Below are 24,269 nucleotides of genomic sequence, written 5' to 3' on the forward strand. Positions count from 1 at the left end.
CGGCCGGACGCCCGTCAATGGGCGCTGTCAGACTGACTTGCCGAAGGCGCGGTCATTATTACCGGCTGCGGCATCGCGTCGCTGACGTTGCCCACGATCCGCACTTCGCGTTGCGCAAACGGAATCGAGATGGCGTGTTCGGAGAAAAGGCGCCAGATATTGCGGTTGACCGCCGAGCGCACGCCCGCCGTGCCGGTCGCCGCATCCTCGATCCAGAAGCCCAGTTCGAGGTTGATGCCGTCCGCGCCGAAACTCGCAAGATACGGCGTAGGCGACGGCTCCTGTAGCACGCGCGCAACACCTTGCGTTGCCTGAACCAGCAGCGCCATCGCCTGCTCGACGTCCGACGTGTACGCAACCTGAACAGCCACCTTTGCATGGCCGCGCGTCAGATAGGACGACTGGTTCTGCACCACGTCCGTGATGAGCTTTTCGTTCGGGATCAGCGTCTCGATGCCGTCCAGTCCGCGCACGACCGTGTAGCGCGTCCGGATCTGCGTGACCATGCCCTGCAGGCCGCTCACGTTGATCGTGTCGCCGATCCTCAGCGACCGGTCGATCAGAATGATGAAGCCCGACACATAATTGCTGGCGATCTTCTGCAAGCCGAAGCCGAGCCCCACGCCCAGCGCGCCGCCGAACACGCCCAGCACGGTGATGTCGATGCCCACCAGCGACAGGCTGATCAGAATCGCCGCCAGCACGAACGCCGCGTGGCCGACCCGCGCCACCACCACTTTCAGGTTGGCGTCGAGTGATTTGGCGCGCATCAGCCGGTCTTCGAAAGCCGCGCCGAGCCACATCGCGACGATCATCGTCACGCATACCCACAGCAGCCCGGTCGTCAACGAGAGCAAGGTCATATGCGCGTTGGCGACGCGGAAATGCACGCTGCCCATCCACGCGATCACGTCGTCCTGAATGCCCATGACGGTGAGCACCATCGCCACCCAGACAACCAGCGAGACCACCTTCTCGACCAGGAATAGCCACGGATGGGTAGCGCCGTTATGGCTGAAAACCCGTCTCGCGAAGAAAAAGACGATGTAAATCAAGCCGATGCCAAACAGCGGCACGAGCGCCAGATCGAGCAGCGCCGTGTGCATGAACTGCCCGGTAATCGAGCGTGCAAGCCACACGAGCACCGCGCCGATCAGCGGGAAAAACGCGCGGTTCAGGCTCTCCGCGCCGAAACGCAGCGTCTGGTAACGGGTCTGTCGGCGAAGGTCCAGCGCGCGCCGTACGAGGCGCGCGAGCAGCGCGGCGACGATCAGCGTACCGACCAGCACGCCGACCTGCCAGAGCATGACCGGCTGGCCGAAGTCGCGCGCGAGATCGCCGAATACGTGAGAAAAAATGCGATTTTCCATGATGTCGCCACTGTGAGCGGCGCGCGGGGCTCACTCCTCACCGCGCGCCGGCAGAAGCCCGCTGCGCTTAGCTTTGGCGTTCCAGCACGGCGGCGAAGAAGCCGTCGGTTGCATGGCGGTGCGGCCACAGCGACAGGTAATCGCCCATTTCCAGCTCGATGCGCTGTTCGGCCAGCACTTCCTTCACCGGCACCAGCGCGAAATCCGGATGGTCAGCGAGAAATTTCTGCACGACCTCTTCGTTCTCGGCGTCGAGAATCGAGCACGTTGCATAGACCAGACGCCCGCCCTTCTTCACCAGCCGCGCCGCGCTCGCCAGAATCGAGCCCTGCTTCGGCGCGAGTTCGGCGACAGATTCCGGCGACTGCCGCCATTTCAGGTCAGGGTTGCGGCGCAACGTACCGAGCCCGCTGCACGGCGCGTCCACCAGCACGCGGTCGATCTTGCCCGCGAGGCGCTTGATCTTCGAGTCGTGCTCGCTGTCGATCAGCACGGGATTCACGTTCGACAGCCCGCTGCGCGCAAGCCGCGGCTTGAGCTTCGCGAGACGCCGCTCGGAGATGTCGAATGCATAAAGACGGCCGGTGGAGCGCATGGCCGCGCCGAGCGCCAGCGTCTTGCCGCCCGCGCCGGCGCAGAAGTCGACGATCATCTCGCCGCGCTTGGGCGCAACCAGCGAGCACAGCAACTGGCTGCCCTCGTCCTGCACTTCCACCCAGCCTTGCTGGAACGCGTCGAGCTTCGTAAGCGGCGGCTTGCCGACCACGCGCACGCCGAATGGCGCGAACGGCGTGGCGCCGGCCTCGATGCCGGCTTTCGAAAGCGCGCCCAGCACGTCGTCGCGGCTCGCCTTGATCGGGTTCGCGCGCAGGTCGAGCGGCGCCGGATAGTTCAGCGCGGCGGCCAGTTGCGCCAGTTCGGCGGGCTCGAAACGCTTCGACAACGCCTGGTCGATCCAGTCGGGCAAGTTCAAACGAATCCGCAGCGGCAGACTTTCGGGGTCGATCATCGCGACGTGTTCGAGCCACCTCGATTCGGCTTCCGACACGAACGGCTTGAGCGCCGAGCGCCCTGCGGTCTGCATCAGGCCGAGCAGCGCCATGCGGCGCGCCGGGCTGCCCGTGCCGCTTTCGGCCAGATGCGCGAACTCCATGCGCCGGCGCAGCACCGCGAAAACCGCCTCGGCGATCACGCCGCGCTCGCCATGTCCGAGCTTGGGGTGAGCACGGAAGAAGCGGCTCGTGGTGGCGTCGGCGGGACCGTTCAGTTTTAGGACTTCAGCCAGCAAAGTCTCAGTTTGTCCAATCAGAAAACCATGCAATCTCATGCGCCCTCTCCGGCGGTGTGACCGGCAAAGAGCCATTGCGGCTCCGGCGGCGTAAGCGTGACACGCAGACCGTCCAGAGCAAGGCGCCCTTCGACGAACCAGCGCACCGCGCGTGGATAAATAATGTGTTCTGTAGCCAGCACGCGCTCGGCAAGGATGGCCGGCGTGTCGCCGTTTTCGACGGGCACCGCCGACTGCATGACGATCGGCCCGTGATCCAATTGTGACGTGACAAAATGGACCGAGGCGCCGTGCAGCCGCACGCCGGCATCGAGCGCCTGCTGGTGCGTTTTCAGACCCGGAAAGCTCGGCAACAGCGACGGGTGCACATTCAGCATGCGCCCCGCGTAATGGTCGACGAAACCGGCCGTGAGCACGCGCATGAAGCCGGCCAATACCACCAGGTCTGGCGCGAAGCCGTCGATCTGGCGGGCGAGCGCGGCGTCGAAGCTGTCGCGCCCGGCAAACTGGCGGTGGTCGACGACCGCCGTGGCAATGCCGTGCGACGCCGCGAACGCAAGGCCCGCGGCATCTGGACGGTTGGCAATCACAGCGGCAATCTGCGCCGGCCAGCCTTCGTTCGAGCAGGCCCGAACGATCGCTTCCATGTTGCTTCCCCGTCCGGAAATCAGGATGACGAGTTTTTTCATCCGCGGATTTTATCATTCGAGGGCACGGAATCCGCGCTGCGCCGCCGTGCCGTGCGCCGAGCGTTTATAATCGTTTGTTTTGCGGCACCCCGCCCGCGCCCACTGCAACCCGCTATCGTGAGAGTCTTCCGCGGTCTTCCCAATGCCGAGAGCCGTGCGCCCTGCGCACTGACCATCGGCAACTTCGACGGTGTCCATCGCGGCCATCAGGCATTGCTCGCGCACGTGCGCGCAGCGGCCGACGCGCGCGGGCTGCCCGTCTGCGTGATGACCTTCGAGCCGCACCCGCGCGAGTTCTTCAATCTCGCCGGCGCGCCGCCGCGCATCGCCATGCTGCGCGACAAGCTGGAAGCGCTGCGTACCAACGGCGTGGATCGCGTGGTGGTCGAGCATTTCAACCACACGTTCGCCAGCCAGTCACCGGACACGTTCGTCGAGAACATCATCGTCAACGGGCTGCATGCGCGCTGGGTCATGATCGGCGACGACTTCCGCTATGGCGCGAAACGCGCGGGCGACTTCGCGTCGCTGCAGGCGGCCGGCGAACAGTACGAATTCGAAGTCGAGCAGATGGCCACGGTCGCCGATCCGTCGGGCGCGCGTATTTCGAGCTCCGGCGTGCGCGCCGCGCTCGTGGCGGGCGACCTCGACTCGGCGCGCGCCGCGCTGGGCCGCGACTATCTGATCAGCGGTCACGTCGTTCACGGCATGAAGCTCGGCCGCGACCTCGGTTTCCCCACGCTGAACCTGACCATCGCGCACAAGCGCCCGGCGCTGTCGGGCATTTTCGTCGTGCGCGTGCATGGCGTGGCGGACGAACCCCTGGCGGGCGTCGCGAGCCTCGGGCTGCGTCCCACGGTCGACGACTCCGGCCGCGTGCTGCTCGAAGTGCACCTGCTGGACTGGCACGGCGACGCTTATGGCAAACTCGTGCGCGTCGAATTTCTCAAGAAGCTGCGCGACGAGGAGAAATACGTCGACCTCGAAACGCTGACGGCTGCCATCAGAAACGACGTCGCCAACGCCCGCGCATGGTTTGCGGCCGCTGGCGCCGGCACGTCTGGCAGTCGTTCCACGGGCTTCGCGACTTCGGCTACGGACCGAATTAGGTAGCCGCCGCGGACCGAGCGCGCCAGATCGAGTCAGGCGCGGCATGGTCCGTCGCTGTGCGCATCGAAAGGCGTGCGTGAATCACGCGTCACACCTGCCGGGCGCGCCCCACGCCCTCGCGCATTACGCGCAACCCGCGCCCCGCTGCGCTTAGAAAGAATTCACCGCGATCTCACCATGAGCAACAAGAAAGCCGATTCGAAACCGCAGTCACGTTACCCGGTCAACCTGCTCGACACGCCGTTCCCCATGCGCGGCGACCTGCCCAAACGCGAGCCGCAATGGGTCAAGGAATGGCAGGAACACAAGATCTACGAGAAGATTCGCGCCGCTTCGAAAGGCCGCAAGAAGTTCATCCTGCACGACGGGCCGCCGTATGCGAACGGCGACATCCACCTCGGCCATGCGGTCAACAAGATCCTGAAGGACATGATCGTCAAGGCGCGCAACCTGGCGGGCTTCGACGCGGTCTATGTGCCCGGCTGGGATTGCCATGGCATGCCGATCGAAATCCAGATCGAAAAGCAGTTCGGCAAATCGCTGCCCGCCACGGAAGTCATGCAGAAGGCACGCGCCTACGCGACCGAACAGATCGAGAAGCAGAAGGTCGGCTTCCGCCGTCTGGGCGTGCTTGGCGACTGGGACAATCCGTACAAGACCATGAACTTCGTGAACGAAGCCGGCGAAATCCGCGCGCTCGCGAAGATCATGGAGAAAGGCTACGTGTTTCGTGGTCTGAAGCCGGTCAACTGGTGTTTCGATTGCGGCTCGGCGCTTGCCGAAGCGGAAGTCGAATACAAGGACAAGACCGATCCGACCATCGACGTGCTGTTCAGCTTCGCGGAACCGGACAGGACGGCGCAGGCGTTCGGCCTCGACAGGCTGCCGCGCAACGAAGGCGGCATCGTGATCTGGACCACGACGCCGTGGACCATCCCGGCCAACCAGGCGTTGAATCTGCACCCGGAAATCGTCTACGCGCTCGTCGATACGCCGCGCGGCCTGCTGATTCTCGCCGAGGAACGCGTTGAGGCGTGCCTCAAGCAGTACGGTCTGGACGGCACGGTAATCGCCACCACGCCGGGCGCAAAGCTCATCGAACTGCGCTTCAATCATCCGCTCGCGTCGGCGCATCCGTCGTACAAGCGCACGGCGCCGGTTTATCTCGGCGACTACGTGACGACCGAAACCGGCACGGGCGTCGTGCACTCGTCGCCGGCGTACGGTGTGGAAGACTTCGTGTCGTGCAAGGCGCATGGCATGTCGGACTCCGACATCATCAACCCGGTGATGGGCGACGGCCGTTACATCGAATCGCTCGCGCTATTCGGCGGGCTGTCGATCTGGGCGGCCAATCCGCAGATCGTCGAGGCATTGCAGAACGCCGGCACGCTGATGCGCACCGAGAAGTACACGCACAGCTACATGCACTGCTGGCGTCACAAGACACCGATCATCTACCGCGCCACCTCGCAGTGGTTCGCCGGCATGGACGTGACGCCGAAGGACACCGACAAGACGCTGCGCGAAACCGCGCTCGAAGGCATCGAGAACACGGCGTTTTATCCGTCGTGGGGCAAGCAGCGTCTGTTCAGCATGATCGCGAATCGCCCGGACTGGACGCTGTCGCGCCAGCGCCAATGGGGCGTGCCGATGGCATTCTTCGTCCACAAGGAAACGGGCGAGCTGCACCCGCGCACGCTGGAGTTGCTCGAAGAGGTCGCGCAGCGGGTCGAGAAGGCCGGCATCGAGGCATGGCAGTCGCTCGATCCGCGTGAACTGCTCGGCGACGACGCCAACCTGTACGAAAAGAATCGCGACACGCTGGACGTCTGGTTCGATTCAGGCACGACGCACTGGCACGTGCTGCGCGGCTCGCACAAGGACGAACTGCAATTCCCGGCCGACCTGTACCTCGAAGGCTCGGACCAGCATCGCGGCTGGTTCCACTCGTCGCTGCTGACGGCTTCCATGCTCGACGGCCGTCCGCCGTACAACGCGCTGCTCACGCACGGCTTCACCGTGGACGGCGAAGGCCGCAAGATGAGCAAGTCGCTCGGCAACGGGATCGACCCGCATGAAGTGGCCAACCGCCTTGGCGCGGAGATCATCCGCCTGTGGATCGCATCGACCGACTACTCGGGCGAACTCGCCATCTCGGAAGAAATCCTGAAGCGCGTGACGGAAGGCTACCGCCGTATCCGCAACACGCTGCGCTTCCTGCTCGCGAATCTGTCCGACTTCGAGTTCGACCAGCACGCGCGCCCGGTCGAGGACTGGATGGAGATCGACCGCTATGCGGTCGCGCTGTCGGCGAATCTGCAGAACGACATCCTCTCGCACTACGACAAATACGAGTTCCACCCGGTCGTCGCCAAACTGCAGACGTTCTGCTCGGAAGACCTGGGCGGCTTTTATCTCGACGTGCTGAAGGACCGCCTGTACACCACGGCGGCAGATTCCGTCGCGCGCCGTTCGGCGCAAACCGCGCTGTATCACATCGCAAACGGCCTGCTGCGCGTGATGGCGCCGTTCCTCTCGTTCACCGCGGAGGAAGCGTGGAAGGTGTTCCATCCGAATAGCGACACGATCTTTACCGAGACGTATCACGCGTATCCGCAAGTGGCGGACGCGGGCAAGCTGCTGGACAAGTGGACGCTGCTGCGCGCCGTGCGCAGCGACGTCACGAAGGCGCTGGAAGAAGCGCGCGTGGCGAATCTGATCGGTTCGTCGCTGCAGGCGGAAGTCGAAATCCGCGCGAGCGGCGTGCGTTACGACGTTCTGGCGAGCCTTGGCAACGACCTCAAGTTCGTGCTGATCACGTCCGCGGCAACGGTGGTAAGGGTCGATAGCGAGGCGGAAGAAGGTGTCGAAGTGATCGCGTCGAAGTATCTGAAATGCGAGCGCTGCTGGCACTACCAGGCGGACGTCGGCACGAATCCGGAACATCCCACGCTGTGTGGCCGCTGCTTCAGTAATCTGTTTGGCAACGGTGAAACAAGGAGCGCGGCATAATGGCAAGGTCCATGTCGAAGACATCGTCGGCAGCAGGCGGTTCGCTGGCGCCCTGGCTGGGCGTGGCGCTGATCGTCATCCTGTTCGATCAGCTGACGAAAATCGCGGTTCAGAAGGTGTTTGCGTATGGCGTTGCGCACGAGGTCGCGCCGTTCTTCAATCTGATTCTCGTGTACAACCGCGGCGCGGCGTTCAGCTTTCTCGCCATGGCCGGCGGCTGGCAACGCTGGGCGTTCACCGCGCTCGGCGTGGTTGCGGCGCTCGTCATCTGCTATCTGCTCAAGCGCCACGGTGGACAGAAAATGTTCTGCACGGCGCTCTCGCTGATTCTTGGCGGCGCGCTCGGCAATGTGATCGATCGGCTCGCATACGGTCACGTGATCGACTTTCTCGATTTCCACGTGCGTACCTGGCACTGGCCGGCGTTCAATCTCGCCGACAGCGCGATCACCGTCGGCGCGATCCTGCTCGTACTCGACGAGTTGCGGCGCGTACGCGGCTCGAAGTAACGGCGCGCCCGTCTGGCCCGGCATTGAGCTGGCCTGATGCATGAGAACCCCGAACGCACATCGCAGGTTCTCGTGCGCGATTCGACGGCACCGCGGTGGCGCGATGCTGCCGCCCGCCACCACGCTTTTGTCGGAGGCTTTCGTTGGCAACCGCAGAACTCGCAGGGAAACATCTCGTCCTCGGCATGACCGGCGGGATCGCCTGCTACAAGATCGCCGAACTCACGCGTCTGCTCACTAAAGCAGGCGCCACCGTGCAGGTCGTGATGACCGAAGCGGCCACGCAGTTCATCACACCCGTCACGATGCAGGCGCTGTCGGGCCGTCCTGTGTACACGAGCCAATGGGACGGACGGGTGCCGAACAACATGGCGCACATCGACCTGTCGCGTGAAGCCGACGCGATTGTCGTCGCGCCCGCCTCCACCGACTTCCTCGCCAAACTCGCGCACGGCATGGCGGACGATTTGCTGTCCACGTTATGCGTCGCGCGTGATTGCCCGTTGCTCGTCGTCCCGGCAATGAACCGCCAGATGTGGCAAAACCCGGCGACCCAGCGCAATGTCGCGCAGGTGCGCGCGGACGGCATCGAAGTGCTCGGTCCTGATTCGGGCCCGCAAGCGTGCGGCGAAATCGGCGACGGCCGCATGCTCGAGGCCGCCGCGACCTACGAGGCGATCGCGTCATTCTTCGCGCCGAAAATCCTCGCCGGCAAGCGTGTCCTGCTGACGGCCGGTCCGACTTTCGAACCGCTCGACCCGGTGCGCGGCATCACCAATCGCTCGAGCGGCAAGATGGGCTTTGCACTGGCGCGCGCGGCGCAGCAGGCCGGCGCGGAAGTGCATCTGGTCGCGGGCCCCGTGGCTCTGGAAACGCCGTGGGGCGTATTTCGCGAAGACGTGCAAACGGCGCAGCAGATGCACGACACGGTCATGCGCGCGGTCGCCGACGCCGATATTTTCATCGGCGTGGCCGCTGTCGCCGACTGGCGCGTCGATCACGCGAGCGAGCACAAAATCAAGAAGAGCGCCGATCGTGCGCTGCCGACTTTCACATTCGTCGAGAATCCAGACATTCTGGCATCGGTCGCGAAGCTGGCGCATCCGCCCTTCGCGGTCGGTTTCGCGGCCGAAAGCGGCGACCTCGAACTGCATGGCGAGGACAAGCGCGCGCGCAAGAACGTACCCCTTCTGATTGGCAATCTCGGTCCGCTGACCTTCGGTCTCGACGACAACGAAGTGATTCTTTTCGAAGCATCAGGTGCCACGAAACTGCCGCGCGCGGACAAGCAGACGCTCGCACGCTCGCTGATCGCGGAAATCGCTAAACGTCTGCCTGATACAAGTCTGATTCGCTAGGCACGGCAGCGCGTTCGCGCTGTGACGCAGGCGAGCGTGCTGGCAAATGGAATCATCTGGAGACGATCTGTCATGACGCTACTGTCCGTTCTCGATCAAACGCCCGTCATTTCCGGGCACTCGGTGGCGGACGCGCTTGCCGCCACGATCGAACTTGCGCAACTCGCCGACGATCTCGGCTACACGCGTTACTGGTGTGCCGAGCATCACGGTCTGCGCGGCGTGTCGAACCCTTGCCCTGAAGTGCTGCTGGCGCGCCTCGGCAGCGTGACGAAGCGCATTCGGCTCGGCTCCGGCGGCGTGATGCTGCCGTATTACAGCCCGTTCAAAGTGGCCGAGCAATTCATGATGCTCGAGGCGCTGTTTCCGAACCGAATCGATCTCGGCGTGGGGCGCGCACCCGGCGGCGATATGCGCACCGCGCAAGCAGTCGCGGCGGGCGACTACAACCGTGGCGACATCTTCCCGCAGCAGGTGGCCGATCTGCTCGGTCTGATGCACAACACGCTGCCCGACGATCACGTTGCGAAAGGCGTGCTGCTCCAGCCTCAAGTCGCGACACGTCCGCAGTTATGGATGCTCGGATCGAGCGAGTTCGGCGGTTTGCTGGCTGCGCAATTGGGCATCCGTTTCGCGTTTGCGCACTTCATCAATGCGCATTTTGGGCATCAGGTCGCGCACGCGTACCGCGACCGCTTCAAGCCCAGTCTGGAAGCGCAGCAACCTTATCTGGCGGCCGCCGTGTTCGTGATCTGCGCGGACACGCAGGAGGAAGCGTCCAACCTCGAAAAGGCCGTCGACCTTCGTCGCGTGCAAATGGCGTACGGCCTGAACGAGTTGATTCCGTCTGTCGAGGAGGGCGTCGCGCAGGAGTATGGCGAACGCGAACGTCTCGTGATCGACCGCGAAAAACCGCGCAGCATTATCGGCACGCCGGAGGTGGTGACCGAGCGCCTCCACGCGCTGCAGGAACGATTCCAGGCCGACGAACTGATCGTGCTGACCGTAGCGGGCAGTTACCAGGCCCGCTTGCGCTCTTATGAACTTCTCGCCGACGCGTTCCAGTTGGAACGCGCGGCTTCCACTTCCTGAACTGTCCACCTGCATGAAACTCGACCTGAAGATTCTCGACGCGCGCATGCGCGACCAGCTTCCCGCCTACGCCACGACGGGTAGCGCCGGACTCGATCTGCGCGCATGTCTCGACGAACCGCTGACGTTAAAACCCGGCGAAACCGCGCTGGTGCCCACCGGCCTCGCGATCCATGTCGGCGATCCTGGCTATGCGGCGCTGATTCTGCCGCGCTCGGGTCTGGGCCACAAACACGGGATCGTGCTGGGCAATCTCGTCGGGTTGATCGATTCGGATTACCAGGGCCAGCTCATGATCTCGACGTGGAACCGCGGCGAGACCACGTTCGTATTGAACCCGATGGAACGCCTCGCGCAACTGGTCATCGTGCCGGTCGTGCAAGCAGAGTTCAATATCGTCGACGACTTCGACACCAGCGCCCGCGGGGCCGGCGGTTTCGGCAGCACAGGCAAGCACTGAGCTTTTCGCTGCATCAGCAACGGTGCACAAAAAAACGGCGCGGGGTATAAGCCCCGCGCCGTTTTTGTCTTCGGCAACCTGCTGGCCGTGACGCTGCTAGTTACTCGACTTCGACCGCTTCCGGATTCGGATTGCGCGGCGGCGCCGAGTTTTCGTCGAACGTCAGCTGGACCTTGTCTTCCGCATCCACGTCCACCGTTACACGACCGCCGTTCATCAGCTTGCCGAACAGCAGTTCGTCGGCCAGCGCACGACGGATCGTGTCCTGGATCAGACGCTGCATTGGCCGCGCGCCCATCAGCGGATCGAAACCGTGCTTCGCGAGATGCTTGCGCAGCGCGTCGGTGAAGAGTGCATCGACCTTCTTCTCATGCAACTGATCTTCCAGCTGCATCAGGAACTTGTCGACCACGCGCATGATGATTTCTTCATCGAGCGAGCGGAAGCTGATCACCGCGTCCAGACGGTTGCGGAACTCCGGCGTGAACATGCGCTTGATGTCGACCATCTCGTCGCCGGTCTCCCGACGATTCGTGAAGCCGATCACCGACTTGCCCATCGCCTCAGCGCCCGCGTTCGTCGTCATGATGATGATGACGTTGCGGAAATCCGCCTTGCGGCCGTTGTTATCCGTCAGCGTGCCGTGATCCATGACCTGCAGCAGCACGTTGTAGATGTCCGGATGCGCCTTCTCGATTTCGTCGAGCAACAGCACGCAGTGCGGCTTCTTCGTGACAGCTTCGGTCAGCAAACCGCCCTGGTCGAAACCCACGTAGCCCGGCGGCGCGCCGATCAACCGGCTCACCGCGTGACGCTCCATGTATTCCGACATGTCGAAGCGGATCAGCTCGATACCCAGCGTGAACGCCAGTTGCTTCGCCACTTCGGTCTTGCCGACGCCCGTCGGGCCGGAGAACAGGAATGCGCCAATCGGCTTGTCCAGCTTGCCGAGGCCCGCACGCGCCATCTTGATCGACGCCGACAGCGCATCGATGGCCGGGTCTTGCCCGAACACCACGCTCTTCAGATCGCGATCCAGCGTTTGCAGCTTGCTGCGATCGTCTTGCGACACGCTTTGAGCTGGGACGCGCGCGATTTTCGAGATGATTTCCTCGATTTCGTTCTTGCCGATGGTCTTCTTCTGCTTCGACTTCGGCAGGATCCGTTGTGCCGCGCCCGCTTCGTCAATCACGTCGATCGCCTTGTCCGGCAGATGACGATCGGTGATGAAGCGTGCGGACAACTCAGCCGCCGCCGACAGCGCGCCCGACGAGTACTTCACGCCGTGGTGCTCTTCGAAACGCGACTTCAGGCCGCGCAGAATCGCCACTGTCTGCTCGACGCTCGGCTCGGTCACGTCGACCTTCTGGAAACGGCGCGACAATGCCGCGTCTTTTTCGAAGATGCCGCGGTATTCCGTGAACGTGGTCGCGCCGATACACTTGAGCGTGCCCGACGACAAAGCCGGCTTCAGCAGATTCGACGCGTCCAGCGTACCGCCCGATGCGGCGCCCGCGCCAATCAGCGTATGAATTTCGTCGATGAACAGAATGGCGTGCGGACGCTCCTTCAACTCCTTCAGGACCGTTTTCAGACGCTGTTCGAAATCACCGCGATACTTGGTGCCGGCGAGCAGCGCGCCCATGTCGAGCGAATACACCTGCGCATCCGCCAGAATGTCCGGCACTTCGCCGCGCGTGATCCGCCACGCCAGCCCTTCAGCGATCGCCGTTTTGCCGACGCCCGCCTCACCCACCAGCAGCGGGTTGTTCTTGCGGCGACGGCACAGCACCTGGACCACGCGTTCGACTTCCGACTCGCGCCCGATCAACGGGTCGATGCGGCCGTCTTTCGCCATCTGGTTCAGATTCTGCGTGAACTGCGCGAGCGGCGTTTCCTTCTGCGCAGCGGCTTCGTCCGACTCGGCATTCGAATCGCTCGCTTTCGCGGCGTCCGTGCTGCTCGTCTTGGCGATGCCGTGCGAGATGAAATTGACCACGTCCAGACGCGTCACGCCCTGCTGTTGCAGGTAGTACACCGCGTGCGAATCCTTTTCGCCGAAGATCGCGACCAGCACATTCGCGCCTGTCACTTCCTTCTTGCCATTCGAGGTGGACTGCACATGCATGATGGCGCGCTGGATCACACGCTGGAAACCCAGCGTGGGCTGCGTGTCGACGTCATCCGTGCCAGGCACGGTTGGCGTGTTGTCATGAATGAAGTTGCGCAGGTTCTGGCGCAGATCCTCGATATTGGCCGCGCATGCACGCAACACCTCGGCCGCCGTTGGGTTGTCCAACAGCGCCAGCAAAAGGTGCTCGACCGTTATGAACTCGTGCCGCGCCTGGCGTGCTTCCATGAACGCCATGTGCAGGCTGACTTCCAGTTCCTGGGCAATCATGCTTCCTCCATCACACACTGCAGCGGATGCCCGGCCTGCCGTGCGTGGGTAACGACTTGCTCGACTTTGGTCGACGCGATGTCCCGCGTATAGACCCCACAAACTCCCCTGCCCTCGCGATGCACCTTCAACATAACCTGTGTTGCGGTTTCACGATCTTTATTGAAATACTCCTGCACGATCATCACGACAAATTCCATTGGCGTGAAGTCGTCATTCAGCAGCACCACCTTGTACATGGATGGCGGCTTGAGTTTTTTCTCCTGCCGCTCCAGTACGGTGCCGTCCTGCTTGTCCGGGATAATCGCCATACACCCATTCTAAACATCTAGGACAGGCCCGCAATCCTGTCAAAACCCGGCAAACCAGCCGGTGAGCCCGTTGGCGACCGCCAGATGGGGTGCTTTCCCCAACGCGTGCGCCCTTCGACGAGCCGATTGCGGAGCCGGCCCCTATCCATTTCTGCTTGCGGCCGTGTTGCACCGCAGTCGGATCGAGTATCGCATAACCTGCCGGAGCTAGCTGACAGCGCTGGCCGGACCAGCCGGCACCATCGAACCGCTGAATAGCATGTGAGTCGATTATGCGTCTTTTCAAGACGCGCCGCTTGCGCCACCGCACACAAGAAAAGCGGTAAAAACCCTGGAAACCGCCTGTTTGCAGCGCCACAACGGCGTCTCAAAATTTTCTTGACAGTCGAATAAAGAGCACCAACAATCAAGCTGGCACTTTTTTCACTGAGCCATAATTCGAAAAAATGCCGATGGTGAGCTTGTGAGGAGGGGGCGGCTGCAGCGCGCGGTCGTCGAGCTTTTCGAGGGCTCGTGGTAGTGATATGAGTTACAGGGGAAGTTGGAATGGCAACTGGTACGGTCAAATGGTTCAATGACGCAAAAGGTTTCGGCTTCATCACGCCGGATGAAGGTGGCGAAGATCTGTTTGCCCACTTCTCGGCCATCCAGATGAATGGGTTCAAGACCCTGAAGGAAGGCCAGAAGGTGACCTTCGAGGTCGTGCAAGGCCCGAAAGGTAAGCAGGCATCGAACATCCAGGCACCGGCCTGATTCAGTTCGATCCCGTCCTTTTGAAACCCGGCTTTTTGCCGGGTTTCTTTTTTGGTGCGACGCTCTAATGAGATCGACGCAGCCAGATGTCTCAATTATCGGGTTGACGGGCCCGACTGCGCGGTGCTATTCGCCGACATCGCGCGTTGCACCTGGAGACTGCGTGCGACATCGCCTTCGTATGTCGCGATTCCCTGATGGCTCAGATTCGAGCGGGCGTCGACAACCGGCGTAATCCCGATGCTTGCGATCAGCCTGCAGAACCAGTAGTCCTCCGACAGGTACATGTTCGTTTCGTGGTCGATTCCGGTATCGAAAAACGCGTAGACGAAATTTGCGACTTCGGCCGCATCGAGATCCGGCCGGCCGACGAACGACGCCCGGCAGTGCAACTCCGGATATTCCGCGATCAACGCCGTGAATACCTCGCGTCGAATCAGCATGAAACCGGTTGGCGCGTAGAGCGCTTCGAGGAAACCGTCCGCGTCCTCTTCGAGCTGGGCCGAGCGAACGACGGCCGGATAAGACGCATACCGTGCCCGGAAGTCCGCCTTGGTCGAGCCCGCCGGCAGCGGGTGCGCGAGCCCTCGAACGGGCCAGCCGTCGTTTTTCAACGGATAAACGCCTGCGGCCACCGGACGGTTCGCCTGCAGCAGCCGCACGACATCCGCACCCTTGAAGCCAATATCGCTATCGATCCACATCAGATGCGTGCAGCGTTCGTCCGCGAGAAACTCGGCGACCATCGTGTTGCGGGCGCGCGTCACGAGACTGTCGAAACTGTTGAAGTTGACGCGTATGCCGAAGCCGTATTCGGATGCCACGTCGTGCAAATCAAGAAGGCCCAGCGCGTAGCCCGTCGTTACGACCGCGCCATAGCTGGGTGTCGCGACGTACACGTTCGCGGCAATAGATTTGTTGTCCATATTGTTCGTTATTTGAGTTCTGGTTTGCCTGATCGGCGAGACGCCGCGCTGCTTGCTGCACCGCATTGCCTCGCGCGATGCGAGTCCATACTCGCGTCGGCTAACTTACCCCAGTCCGCGGCCCGACGGGCATCTCAATAACAGCCACGCGGCCCCGCGTACCGGCGAGGACACCGCACGCGACTCAAAAAACAAACAACCCCGGCGCCGCGAGGCGGCCGGGGTTGTGAACACATGCCTGATAAAAGCCGCGCTGCTCGCCTACATGTTCTCGATCATCACCTGACCGAAGCCTGAGCACGAGACCTGCGTGGCCCCTTCCATCAGACGCGCGAAGTCATAGGTGACACGCTTCTGCAAAATAGATTTTTCCATCGACTCGATGATCCGATCCGCCGCCTCGGTCCAGCCCATATGGCGCAGCATCATTTCAGCCGACAGAATTTCCGAGCCCGGATTCACATAGTCCTTGCCGGCATATTTCGGCGCGGTGCCATGCGTGGCCTCGAACATCGCGACCGAGTCAGACAGGTTCGCCCCCGGCGCGATGCCGATGCCGCCCACCTGCGCGGCCAGCGCGTCGGACACATAGTCGCCGTTCAGGTTCAGCGTGGCGATCACGTCGTATTCGGCGGGACGCAGAAGGATCTGCTGCAGGAACGCGTCGGCGATCACATCTTTCAGCACGACGTCGCCACCGGTCTTCGGATTCTTGATCTTCATCCACGGACCGCCGTCGATCAGTTCCGCGCTGAATTCCTTCTGCGCCAACCCATAACCGTAGTCGCGGAATGCGCCTTCGGTGTACTTCATGATGTTGCCCTTGTGCACCAGCGTGACCGAGCGGCGATCGTTGTCGATCGCATACTGGATGGCCTTGCGCACGAGACGCTCCGTACCCTCGCGCGACACCGGCTTGATGCCGATCCCCGACGTCTCCGGAAAACGGATTTTTTTCACGCCCATCTCTTCGCGCAGGAACTGGATGACCTTCTTCGCCTGCTCGGATTCCGCCGGCCATTCGATGCCCGCATAGATGTCCTCCGAATTTTCGCGGAAGATCACCATGTTGGTCTTCTCCGGCTCACGCACCGGCGAAGGCACGCCCTTGAAATACTGCACGGGCCGCAAACACACATAGAGGTCGAGCTCCTGGCGCAGCGCGACATTCAGCGAGCGGATTCCGCCACCCACTGGCGTGGTGAGCGGACCCTTGATCGACACCACGTATTCCTTGAGGACCTGCAACGTTTCGTCCGGCAGCCACACGTCCGGACCGTACACCCTGGTGGACTTTTCGCCTGCGTAGATTTCCATCCAATGGATTTTCTTCTTGCCGCCGTACGCTTTTTCCACGGCGGCATCCACGACCCTGATCATCACTGGCGTAATGTCGATACCGGTGCCGTCGCCTTCAATGTACGGAATGATCGGCTGGTCGGACACGTTGAGCGAGAAATCCTCGTTGACGGTGATCTTGTCACCTTCGGTCGGAACCTTGATGTGCTGATACGGCATGATCGGACTCCAGTGGAACCTACGTGCTGAATGCTGATGGGAGACTGCGAAAATGGACGATCCTCGCTATGCGTCGTGCCGGCTGCACGCAAGCGACATGGCCGCTATTCTAGCCCACGCGTTTTGGCTACACAGGCCAGGCCGGCTCGGGGTTTTCCAATATGGACCGACCGCCGGCGCCTGAACGCATCGTCTTATGTCTTATAGAAGACAGAGGTTCGCCGGCCCCGCACTATGCTTTATCATCCCGCCATTCGATCCCTGCAACGCCTGGCTATTCATCGCGGTGCCGGCCAATCGCGCAACGGCGTGCAAGCGCTGACGCGCGCATGGGCACATGGGCGCCGCACGAACTTCTCCGACTTTCTTTTATGCGCCTCCTCGCCCTGAACAAGCCGTTCGGCACCATCTGCCAGTTTTCGCCGCACGAAACGCGCGCGTCGCTTGCGGACTGGGTCAAGGTGCCGGGCGTCTATCCCGCGGGGCGGCTCGATTCGGATAGCGAAGGGCTGCTGCTGCTCACCGACGACGGCGCGCTGCAGGCCCGCATCGCCGAGCCGCGTCACAAGCTCGTCAAACGATATTGGGCACAGGTGGAAGGCGCAGTCGATGAAGCCGCGCTAAAGACGCTCGCGCGCGGCGTCGATCTGGGCGACTACGTGACGCGGCCCTGTCGGGCAAACTACGTCGAGCCGAACGACGCGCTGTGGGCGCGCACGCCACCCATCCGTTTTCGCGCGGCGATACCCACCACCTGGATCGAGTTGTCGATCACGGAAGGCAAGAATCGCCAGGTGCGCCGCATGACAGCCGCAGTCGGTTTTCCTACCTTGCGACTCGTTCGCGTAGGCATTGGCGCACTCGATATTTTTTCGCTCGGATTGCAGCCCGGCGACACCGTGGCGTTGCCGGCAAAAGCGCCGTGGGAAGGTGTCGCATGACATAAACCGCATGACAGGTACGCGTGAAATGCTCGTAACGGTCATGGCCGCCCGGCACTCAGTGCGCGTCCCCTATGCTGACGACGATCGCTAAGCCGTTGTATCCGCGAACAAAAACTACGTGAATGTCCGGTGCAAACCGCGAAACGTCGGCGCGTGGAAAAGCGCTTGGAGTGTGCGCTTCAAATGATTCGCGACCGCACGAATTTTCCACAAAAATCTCGTCAACCGCTGTGCAAGCTCACGCGTTATTCGACGCAGATGCCGCCCGAAGCTATCCGGCATTCAGCCTTAAGGGCCTATGTGCGAGCCGCTCTTGCGGCAAGTGCAAAGAGTCCGAGCGCTAAAGCAGACGTGTCGAAAATTGTTCGATGCGGCTGTCAACCGAAAGGTGGATGGCACGTTTACCGACATGACTCTACATATAGCCGGGTCATTGGGTTAATTTACTAAAGCTGAGGATTCACAAAATGAACAAACTGATCGCCGCTCTGGTCGCTGGTCTCTTCGCAACGGCAGCATTCGCACAAGCTTCGGCACCGGCAGCAGCTTCGGCAGCTCCGGCAGCAGCAGCTTCGTCGGCTAAGAAGACCACGAAGCACGCTCACAAGAAGGCGCACAAGAAGGCAGCAGCAGCTGCTGCAGCTTCGGCAGCGTCGGAGTAAGTTTGTTGTAAAAACGCAGTCAAGAATTAGCTTCATTGCCGTTCTTACGGCGTTGAAAGGCAGATCACCGAAAGGCGATCTGCCTTTTTGTTTTTGACGTGCTCGCGTAACATTCGCGGGTTAATTTCCATAAGGGAGTCACGCCGTGCGATTTTCCATGCGCTCGTTGATTGCGCGTTTCGCTGTTGCCGTTGCGGTGCCGCTTGCCGTGTTGTCTACCGCTGCGTCGTTCGTTGCGGTGACGCCTGCCCACGCGCAGCAGATGCCGCCGGGTGCGAAGCAGCCCAGCGAATTTCCGCGCGCGAAGTTGACCGCAGGCATGTTCGTGATCGACGCAGCTGTCGCCGCCAACGACGCGGACCGTGAACAAGGCTTGATGTATCGCACGAATCTCGCGCCGAACGAGGGCATGCTGTTCGTCTTCAACGAAACTGCTGTGCATTGTTTCTGGATGAAGAACACGTTGATTCCACTGTCCATCGCGTTCATGCGCGCGGACGGCACCATCACCGACATCGACGAGATGCAGGCCGAAACCACCAACAATCACTGCCCGCGCAACAATGGCGTGTATGCGCTGGAAATGAGCAAGGACTGGTTCACGTCGAAGGGCATCAAGCCGGGAATGAAAATTCAAGGCTTGCCGGCCGCGCAATAGTTGTCATAGCGTCAAGCGCCGCATCCCCACGGCGAGCGGGCGGCAGAGGCCGCCGCTTGCACAAAAGCTGGTGTTTTTTCTCGAGGCACCGGCTTTTTTTATGGCCGGGCGTCCTCACATCGTAGCGATTCATCCGGATCGCCACGACTCATCCGCTGCCGGCCGCCACCAGCAAGCGTCCGGCGAGATTCCTGCAAAAGGTGGGCCGACGCGCTATCCTAGTCATCTTAGTAAAGCAGCACCCAGGCTCCCCGGGCAGCACAGACTGCCGCCCGGCAAGCGTTTCAGGCGCGCCATTCCAAGGAGGTTCACGTGCCCCGCAAGACTCCCATCGAGCGCTACCGGAATATCGGCATCAGCGCTCACATCGATGCCGGCAAAACCACCACCACTGAACGCATCCTGTTCTACACAGGCGTGACCCACAAGATCGGCGAGGTTCACGACGGTGCGGCGACGATGGACTGGATGGAACAGGAGCAGGAGCGCGGCATCACCATCACGTCGGCGGCTACCACCGCTTTCTGGAAGGGCATGGCCGGCAATTATCCCGAACACCGCATCAATATCATCGACACGCCGGGGCACGTCGACTTCACGATCGAAGTCGAGCGCTCCATGCGCGTGCTCGACGGCGCATGCATGGTGTATGACTCGGTCGGCGGCGTGCAGCCGCAGTCGGAAACCGTGTGGCGTCAGGCGAACAAGTACAAGGTGCCGCGCATTGCGTTCGTCAACAAGATGGACCGCGTGGGCGCCGACTTTTTCCGCGTACAGCGTCAGATCGGCGACCGTCTGAAGGGCGTGGCGGTGCCGATCCAGATTCCGATCGGCGCGGAAGAGCATTTCCAGGGCGTGGTCGATCTGGTGAAGATGAAGGCGATCTTCTGGGACGAAGAGAATCAGGGCATCAAGTTCGAGTATCGCGACATTCCACCGGAACTGGCGGCCACCGCGAAGGAGTGGCACGACAAGATGGTCGAGGCCGCGGCCGAAGCGAATGAAGAGCTGCTCGACAAATACCTGGGCGGCGAAACGCTGAGCGAAGAGGAAATCAAGCAGGCGCTTCGCTCGCGCTGCATTGCCAACGAAATCGTGCCGATGCTGTGCGGCAGCGCGTTCAAGAACAAGGGCGTGCAGGCCATGCTCGACGCGGTGATCGACTATCTGCCCTCGCCCGTCGACGTGCCCGCTATCACCGGTCACGACGAACACGACAAGGAAATCGAGCGTCATCCGACCGACACCGATCCGTTCTCGGCGCTCGCGTTCAAGATCATGACCGACCCGTTCGTCGGCCAGCTGATTTTCTTCCGCGTCTATTCGGGCGTGGTGAACTCGGGCGATACGGTCTACAACGCGATCAAGGAAAAGAAAGAACGCCTTGGCCGGATCCTGCAGATGCACGCGAACGAGCGCAAGGAAATCAAGGAAGTCTACGCAGGGGACATCGCCGCGGCAGTCGGCCTGAAAGAAGCGACCACGGGCGACACGCTGTGCGATCCGAACAACGTGATCATCCTTGAAAAGATGATTTTCCCGGAGCCGGTGATTTCGCAGGCCGTCGAACCCAAGACCAAGGTCGACCAGGAAAAAATGGGCATTGCGCTGAACCGCCTTGCGCAGGAAGACCCGTCGTTCCGCGTGCAAACCGACGAAGAATCCGGCCAGACGATCATCTCCGGGATGGGCGAACTGCACCTGGAAATTCTGGTCGACCGGATGAAGCGCGAGTTCGGCGTGGAGGCGACCGTCGGCAAGCCGCAGGTGGCCTATCGCGAAACGGTGCGCAACAAGGTCGAAGACGTGGAAGGCAAGTTCGTCAAGCAGTCGGGCGGCCGCGGTCAGTATGGTCACGCCGTGATTACGCTGGAGCCGGCTGCGCAGGGCAAAGGCTACGAATTCGTCGACGCGATCAAGGGCGGCGTGATTCCGCGCGAATACATTCCGGCGGTGGACAAAGGCATTCAGGAAACACTGAAGGCCGGCGTGCTTGCGGGTTATCCGGTGGTCGACGTAAAAGTCACGCTGACGTTTGGCTCGTATCACGACGTGGACTCGAACGAAAACGCGTTCCGCATGGCCGGCTCGATGGCGTTCAAGGACGCCATGCGCAAAGCGCGACCGGTGTTGCTCGAACCCATGATGGCGGTCGAAGTGGAAACGCCGGAAGACTTCATGGGCAACGTGATGGGCGATCTGTCGAGCCGTCGCGGCCTGGTGCAGGGCATGGAAGACATCGCCGGCGGCGGCGGCAAGCTGGTGCGCGCCGAAGTGCCGCTCGCGGAAATGTTCGGTTATTCCACGTCGTTGCGCTCGGCCACGCAAGGTCGCGCCACGTACACGATGGAATTCAAGCATTACGCCGAGACGCCGAACAACGTCGCGGAAGCGGTGATCAACGCGAAGCAGAAGTAAGCGCTTGAAGTAAGCGTCGGCTGCCATGGCGGTCAGTTCGTCCCGCCATGAAGCTTTCGCCCAGAAGCCCGTCCCTTCACACGGACGGGCTTTTTTCGTTTCCGCCGCGATGCATGACAGCGCGCTACCCACGCGTTTTCTAACGTGCAAGAATGCAGGCAGGCGCCCGAGGCCCATTCGGTCGCCATGCGACGTACAGTGCAACACAACCTGCGGGCGAGGAGACGCACCATGAGCCAGGAGCACGAACATCCGCATTATCACGACGAAAAGCCATCCGAACCGGTGGATTGGCGCGAGCACGGCGTGAAGGTCATCAAGGGCGATCAGCTCGACGGCAACACCGCACAAACGCCCGGCATGAACCGGGCGGCGGCGATCAATGCGGCCCGCGTTGGCGCGCAGAAACTCTGGGCCGGCACCGTGACGATCCATCCCAATGCGAAGACCGGCGCCCATCATCACGGCGCGCTGGAAAGCGTGATCTACGTGGTGCGCGGTCAGGCTCGCATGCGCTGGGGCGAGCATCTGGAATTTACTGCAGAGGCCGGTCCGGGCGACTTCATCTTCGTGCCGCCGTATGTGCCGCATCAGGAGATCAACGCAAGCACGGACGACCCGCTCGAATGCGTGCTCGTGCGCAGCGACAACGAAGCGGTCGTCGTCAATCTGAACATCGACGCGGTCGAACAACCCGAAACCGTGTTCTGGGTCGATCCCATTCACAAGCATCCACACGATCACTGAGCCATCCGCGAACACTTCCGCCGTCACGCGTCATGGTAATTTGGCCTCGCTTCGCACACTGCGATCGGTAAGGATTCCGCCGCGCGTCGACAAGGTTTCTGCTGCTGGAACGCCGCATCTGGCAGTGTCGTCGGCGACCGCTTGCTACGGCCGCCGCCCAGCTTGGCGCTGAACGTTGTGACGACGAGACGCGCTGGCCCTTTATCCGCCAATCGGCAGCCCGCTGCCGGTTCAGGCGCTCACCAATCCATGAGCAATCGCTTACACTGAAAAGCCCAGGCATCATTGCAACCCGCCGTTGCACCCACGTCGCGGTGTCACGCGTCGACGCAACGGCTCGTCAGAACCGGCAACAGAAACGGACTGGACTCTCCATCGATGAAGACACCCGCGGACCGCTTTCCCGAACTCGACCTGGCCCGCAGCACCGCTGACGCCTACGGCAACCATGCCCTCGACGAATTCCTCGCCGGCCGCATCTCGCGCCGCGATCTGCTGCGCTATGCGAGCGTGATCGGTTTGTCGCTGATCGGCGGCGGCGTGCTGAATGCGCCACGAGCACGGGCTCAGGCAGGCGCATCCGGTCAGACCATTCGCGTCGCGCATCTCACACCGCTTGGCGCCGTCGATCCGCTCACCGTGACGGACGCCGCCAGTCTTGCGCTGCTGAACCAGACCGGCGAATTCCTGATCGACGACGACAGTGAAAAGCTCACGCTGAAACCGGCGCTCGCGCTGTCATGGAAGCCGAACGACAAAGGCGACGTGTGGACGTTCAAGCTGCGGCCGAATGTCAAATTTCACGATGGCCAGACGTTCACCGCGAAGGACGTCGTCGCCACGTTCGACCGCCTGGCCGATCCGGCGAGCGGCTCGGCGGCGCTCTCCGTACTCAAGGGTGTGCTGTCCAAAGGCGGCGCGAAGTTCGTCGACGAGCACACTGTCGCGTTCCATCTGGATGCGCCGAACGGCAACTTCCCGTATTACGTTTCCTCGGACAATTACAACGGTGTGATTCTGCCTGCCAACTACGCCGGGGGTTACGAGAAGACCTTTGTCGGCACCGGTCCATTCAGGCTCGAGAAGTATCAGCCGAAAGTCGGCGCATCGTTCGTGCGCAATCCGGACTATTGGGGCGACAAGGCATTGCCGGAGCGCGTGCAGTTTTCGTTCTACGCCGACGAGCAGGCACAACTGCTCGCACTGCAAGGTCATCAGGCCGACGTGATGGGCACCTTCACCGTGCAAGGCGGCGCAGGCATTCTGAACAACCCCGACTTCAAGGCGGTGGGTGTGAAGTCGAGCGCGCACCGGCAGATTCACATGCGCAACGACAGTCCTCTGTTCAAGGACAAGCGCGTGCGCCAGGCGCTGGCGCTGTCGATCGATCGCGACGTGCTGGTGCGCGGGCTGTTCAAAGGGCGCGCGCAACCTGGCAACGACAGTCCATTCGCGCCGGTGTTTCCGTCCTCCGATGCGGGCGTCGCCCAGCGCAGAATCGACGTGGCTAAGGCCAAACAGCTGCTCGCGCAAGCCGGCGTGCCGAACGGCTTCGACGTCACGCTTACCACCGAGAAGTACATGGAGATTCCCGATCTCGCCGTGGTCGTGCAGAACGCGGCCAAGGCGATCGGCGTGCGCATCAAGCTGAAGGTAGAAAGCCAGTCGCTCTACTACGGTGCGGGCACGCCAGGCAAGTCGGACTGGCTGGATTCGCCGCTCGGCATCACGGACTATGGTCATCGCGGGGTGCCGAACGTGTTTCTCAACGCGCCGCTGACGAGCAACGGCACATGGAACGCGGCGCACTTCAGGAATGCGCAATACGATCAGCTGGTCGCGCAATTCGTCGCGGCGATCGACTTTGCTTCGCAGAAGAAAATCTCTGGGCAGATCCAGACGCTGCTGCTCGACGAAACGCCAATCATCATTCCATTCTTCTACGATCAACTGATCGCCATGCGCAAGGGCGTAAACGGCGTGCGTTTCACCGCGCTCGCGCAGCTCTACTTCGACCGCGCGGTGCTGAGTGCATGATGA

At 62.0% G+C, this 24,269-nt stretch carries 20 protein-coding genes; 13 read left to right on the plus strand and 7 right to left on the minus strand.

What is annotated here, in order from left to right; translation table 11 throughout:
* Positions 1 to 14: 14 nt before the first annotated feature.
* The 3 genes from AAGS40_RS11505 to purN all read right to left on the minus strand — a co-directional run bounded on the left by AAGS40_RS11505 (position 15) and on the right by purN (position 3,347).
* Positions 15 to 1,370 (minus strand): mechanosensitive ion channel domain-containing protein, encoded by a 1,356-nt coding sequence (locus AAGS40_RS11505; RefSeq protein ID WP_345811468.1) that lies wholly within the window; start codon positions 1,368 to 1,370, stop codon positions 15 to 17.
* 67 nt (positions 1,371 to 1,437) lie between these two features.
* The gene (locus tag AAGS40_RS11510) at positions 1,438 to 2,697 is read right to left on the minus strand and encodes an RsmB/NOP family class I SAM-dependent RNA methyltransferase (RefSeq protein ID WP_345811469.1); all 1,260 of its coding nucleotides are present in this window, start codon (positions 2,695 to 2,697) and stop codon (positions 1,438 to 1,440) included.
* On the minus strand, positions 2,694 to 3,347 hold the full coding sequence (gene purN / locus AAGS40_RS11515) for a phosphoribosylglycinamide formyltransferase (protein WP_345811470.1): 654 nt from the start codon (positions 3,345 to 3,347) through the stop codon (positions 2,694 to 2,696). The genes AAGS40_RS11510 and purN overlap by 4 nt, the downstream gene beginning before the upstream one ends.
* Positions 3,348 to 3,464: 117 nt before the next feature.
* On the opposite strand from purN, the gene AAGS40_RS11520 reads away from it, so the two are divergent.
* The 6 genes from AAGS40_RS11520 to dut all read left to right on the plus strand — a co-directional run bounded on the left by AAGS40_RS11520 (position 3,465) and on the right by dut (position 10,891).
* Complete coding sequence (locus AAGS40_RS11520) at positions 3,465 to 4,460, plus strand: bifunctional riboflavin kinase/FAD synthetase (protein WP_345811471.1); 996 nt, start codon at positions 3,465 to 3,467, stop codon at positions 4,458 to 4,460.
* Between the two features lie 174 nt (positions 4,461 to 4,634).
* Positions 4,635 to 7,472: an isoleucine--tRNA ligase gene (gene ileS, locus AAGS40_RS11525; protein ID WP_345811472.1), complete on the plus strand. Its 2,838-nt coding sequence runs from the start codon at positions 4,635 to 4,637 to the stop codon at positions 7,470 to 7,472.
* Positions 7,472 to 7,981 carry a signal peptidase II gene (gene lspA / locus AAGS40_RS11530; protein WP_345811474.1) on the plus strand — a complete coding sequence of 170 codons (510 nt, stop codon included), beginning with the start codon at positions 7,472 to 7,474 and terminating at the stop codon, positions 7,979 to 7,981. The genes ileS and lspA overlap by 1 nt, the downstream gene beginning before the upstream one ends.
* A gap of 143 nt (positions 7,982 to 8,124) precedes the next feature.
* Positions 8,125 to 9,339 carry a bifunctional phosphopantothenoylcysteine decarboxylase/phosphopantothenate--cysteine ligase CoaBC gene (coaBC, locus tag AAGS40_RS11535; protein WP_345811476.1) on the plus strand — a complete coding sequence of 405 codons (1,215 nt, stop codon included), beginning with the start codon at positions 8,125 to 8,127 and terminating at the stop codon, positions 9,337 to 9,339.
* A gap of 72 nt (positions 9,340 to 9,411) precedes the next feature.
* Positions 9,412 to 10,431 (plus strand): LLM class flavin-dependent oxidoreductase, encoded by a 1,020-nt coding sequence (locus AAGS40_RS11540; protein WP_345811477.1) that lies wholly within the window; start codon positions 9,412 to 9,414, stop codon positions 10,429 to 10,431.
* A gap of 13 nt (positions 10,432 to 10,444) precedes the next feature.
* Complete coding sequence (gene dut, locus AAGS40_RS11545) at positions 10,445 to 10,891, plus strand: dUTP diphosphatase (protein ID WP_345811478.1); 447 nt, start codon at positions 10,445 to 10,447, stop codon at positions 10,889 to 10,891.
* Between the two features lie 100 nt (positions 10,892 to 10,991).
* On the opposite strand, the gene clpA is transcribed toward dut, so the two are convergent.
* Together clpA and clpS are read right to left on the minus strand one after the other, a co-directional pair.
* Positions 10,992 to 13,292, minus strand: coding sequence for an ATP-dependent Clp protease ATP-binding subunit ClpA (clpA, locus tag AAGS40_RS11550; protein WP_345811479.1), 2,301 nt, complete (start codon positions 13,290 to 13,292; stop codon positions 10,992 to 10,994).
* Positions 13,289 to 13,603, minus strand: a complete 315-nt coding sequence (gene clpS, locus AAGS40_RS11555) for an ATP-dependent Clp protease adapter ClpS (RefSeq protein WP_006050100.1) — start codon at positions 13,601 to 13,603, stop codon at positions 13,289 to 13,291. The genes clpA and clpS overlap by 4 nt, the downstream gene beginning before the upstream one ends.
* Positions 13,604 to 14,149: 546 nt before the next feature.
* On the opposite strand from clpS, the gene AAGS40_RS11560 reads away from it, so the two are divergent.
* The gene (locus tag AAGS40_RS11560) at positions 14,150 to 14,356 is read left to right on the plus strand and encodes a cold-shock protein (RefSeq protein WP_007180614.1); all 207 of its coding nucleotides are present in this window, start codon (positions 14,150 to 14,152) and stop codon (positions 14,354 to 14,356) included.
* A 95-nt stretch (positions 14,357 to 14,451) separates the two neighbouring features.
* Here the strand turns inward: AAGS40_RS11560 and AAGS40_RS11565 are convergent, their stop codons facing one another.
* On the minus strand, positions 14,452 to 15,282 hold the full coding sequence (locus AAGS40_RS11565) for a hypothetical protein (RefSeq protein WP_345811484.1): 831 nt from the start codon (positions 15,280 to 15,282) through the stop codon (positions 14,452 to 14,454).
* A gap of 261 nt (positions 15,283 to 15,543) precedes the next feature.
* Positions 15,544 to 16,800 (minus strand): NADP-dependent isocitrate dehydrogenase, encoded by a 1,257-nt coding sequence (icd, locus tag AAGS40_RS11570; protein ID WP_345811485.1) that lies wholly within the window; start codon positions 16,798 to 16,800, stop codon positions 15,544 to 15,546.
* A 371-nt stretch (positions 16,801 to 17,171) separates the two neighbouring features.
* On the opposite strand from icd, the gene AAGS40_RS11575 reads away from it, so the two are divergent.
* The 6 genes from AAGS40_RS11575 to AAGS40_RS11600 all read left to right on the plus strand — a co-directional run bounded on the left by AAGS40_RS11575 (position 17,172) and on the right by AAGS40_RS11600 (position 24,266).
* Positions 17,172 to 17,741, plus strand: a complete 570-nt coding sequence (locus AAGS40_RS11575; protein ID WP_345811486.1) for a pseudouridine synthase — start codon at positions 17,172 to 17,174, stop codon at positions 17,739 to 17,741.
* A gap of 470 nt (positions 17,742 to 18,211) precedes the next feature.
* Positions 18,212 to 18,406 (plus strand): hypothetical protein, encoded by a 195-nt coding sequence (locus AAGS40_RS11580; RefSeq protein WP_345811487.1) that lies wholly within the window; start codon positions 18,212 to 18,214, stop codon positions 18,404 to 18,406.
* Positions 18,407 to 18,551: 145 nt separating this feature from the next.
* On the plus strand, positions 18,552 to 19,064 hold the full coding sequence (locus tag AAGS40_RS11585; RefSeq protein ID WP_345811488.1) for a DUF192 domain-containing protein: 513 nt from the start codon (positions 18,552 to 18,554) through the stop codon (positions 19,062 to 19,064).
* Positions 19,065 to 19,376: 312 nt separating this feature from the next.
* A complete protein-coding gene (fusA, locus tag AAGS40_RS11590; RefSeq protein WP_345811489.1) occupies positions 19,377 to 21,482 on the plus strand; it encodes an elongation factor G in 2,106 nt (701 codons plus the stop codon).
* A 231-nt stretch (positions 21,483 to 21,713) separates the two neighbouring features.
* The gene (locus AAGS40_RS11595) at positions 21,714 to 22,229 is read left to right on the plus strand and encodes a cupin domain-containing protein (RefSeq protein ID WP_345811490.1); all 516 of its coding nucleotides are present in this window, start codon (positions 21,714 to 21,716) and stop codon (positions 22,227 to 22,229) included.
* A 378-nt stretch (positions 22,230 to 22,607) separates the two neighbouring features.
* Positions 22,608 to 24,266: an ABC transporter substrate-binding protein gene (locus AAGS40_RS11600; protein ID WP_345811492.1), complete on the plus strand. Its 1,659-nt coding sequence runs from the start codon at positions 22,608 to 22,610 to the stop codon at positions 24,264 to 24,266.
* The last annotated feature ends 3 nt before the right edge of the window (positions 24,267 to 24,269 follow it).

The organism is Paraburkholderia sp. PREW-6R, from assembly GCF_039621805.1.
Taxonomy (GTDB): domain Bacteria; phylum Pseudomonadota; class Gammaproteobacteria; order Burkholderiales; family Burkholderiaceae; genus Paraburkholderia.

Excerpts from the sequence above, each read along its gene's own strand:
- AAGS40_RS11505 (WP_345811468.1), bottom strand. The coding sequence starts at position 1,370 with ATGGAAAATCGCATTTTTTCTCACGTATTCGGCGATCTCGCGCGCGAC.
- AAGS40_RS11600 (WP_345811492.1), top strand. The coding sequence starts at position 22,608 with ATGAAGACACCCGCGGACCGCTTTCCCGAACTCGACCTGGCCCGCAGC.
- AAGS40_RS11595 (WP_345811490.1), top strand. The coding sequence starts at position 21,714 with ATGAGCCAGGAGCACGAACATCCGCATTATCACGACGAAAAGCCATCC.
- clpA (WP_345811479.1), bottom strand. The coding sequence starts at position 13,292 with ATGATTGCCCAGGAACTGGAAGTCAGCCTGCACATGGCGTTCATGGAA.
- clpS (WP_006050100.1), bottom strand. The coding sequence starts at position 13,603 with ATGGCGATTATCCCGGACAAGCAGGACGGCACCGTACTGGAGCGGCAG.
- icd (WP_345811485.1), bottom strand. The coding sequence starts at position 16,800 with ATGCCGTATCAGCACATCAAGGTTCCGACCGAAGGTGACAAGATCACC.
- purN (WP_345811470.1), bottom strand. The coding sequence starts at position 3,347 with ATGAAAAAACTCGTCATCCTGATTTCCGGACGGGGAAGCAACATGGAA.
- AAGS40_RS11565 (WP_345811484.1), bottom strand. The coding sequence starts at position 15,282 with ATGGACAACAAATCTATTGCCGCGAACGTGTACGTCGCGACACCCAGC.
- AAGS40_RS11560 (WP_007180614.1), top strand. The coding sequence starts at position 14,150 with ATGGCAACTGGTACGGTCAAATGGTTCAATGACGCAAAAGGTTTCGGC.
- dut (WP_345811478.1), top strand. The coding sequence starts at position 10,445 with ATGAAACTCGACCTGAAGATTCTCGACGCGCGCATGCGCGACCAGCTT.
- AAGS40_RS11580 (WP_345811487.1), top strand. The coding sequence starts at position 18,212 with ATGAACAAACTGATCGCCGCTCTGGTCGCTGGTCTCTTCGCAACGGCA.
- lspA (WP_345811474.1), top strand. The coding sequence starts at position 7,472 with ATGGCAAGGTCCATGTCGAAGACATCGTCGGCAGCAGGCGGTTCGCTG.
- ileS (WP_345811472.1), top strand. The coding sequence starts at position 4,635 with ATGAGCAACAAGAAAGCCGATTCGAAACCGCAGTCACGTTACCCGGTC.
- AAGS40_RS11510 (WP_345811469.1), bottom strand. The coding sequence starts at position 2,697 with ATGAGATTGCATGGTTTTCTGATTGGACAAACTGAGACTTTGCTGGCT.
- AAGS40_RS11575 (WP_345811486.1), top strand. The coding sequence starts at position 17,172 with ATGCGCCTCCTCGCCCTGAACAAGCCGTTCGGCACCATCTGCCAGTTT.
- AAGS40_RS11540 (WP_345811477.1), top strand. The coding sequence starts at position 9,412 with ATGACGCTACTGTCCGTTCTCGATCAAACGCCCGTCATTTCCGGGCAC.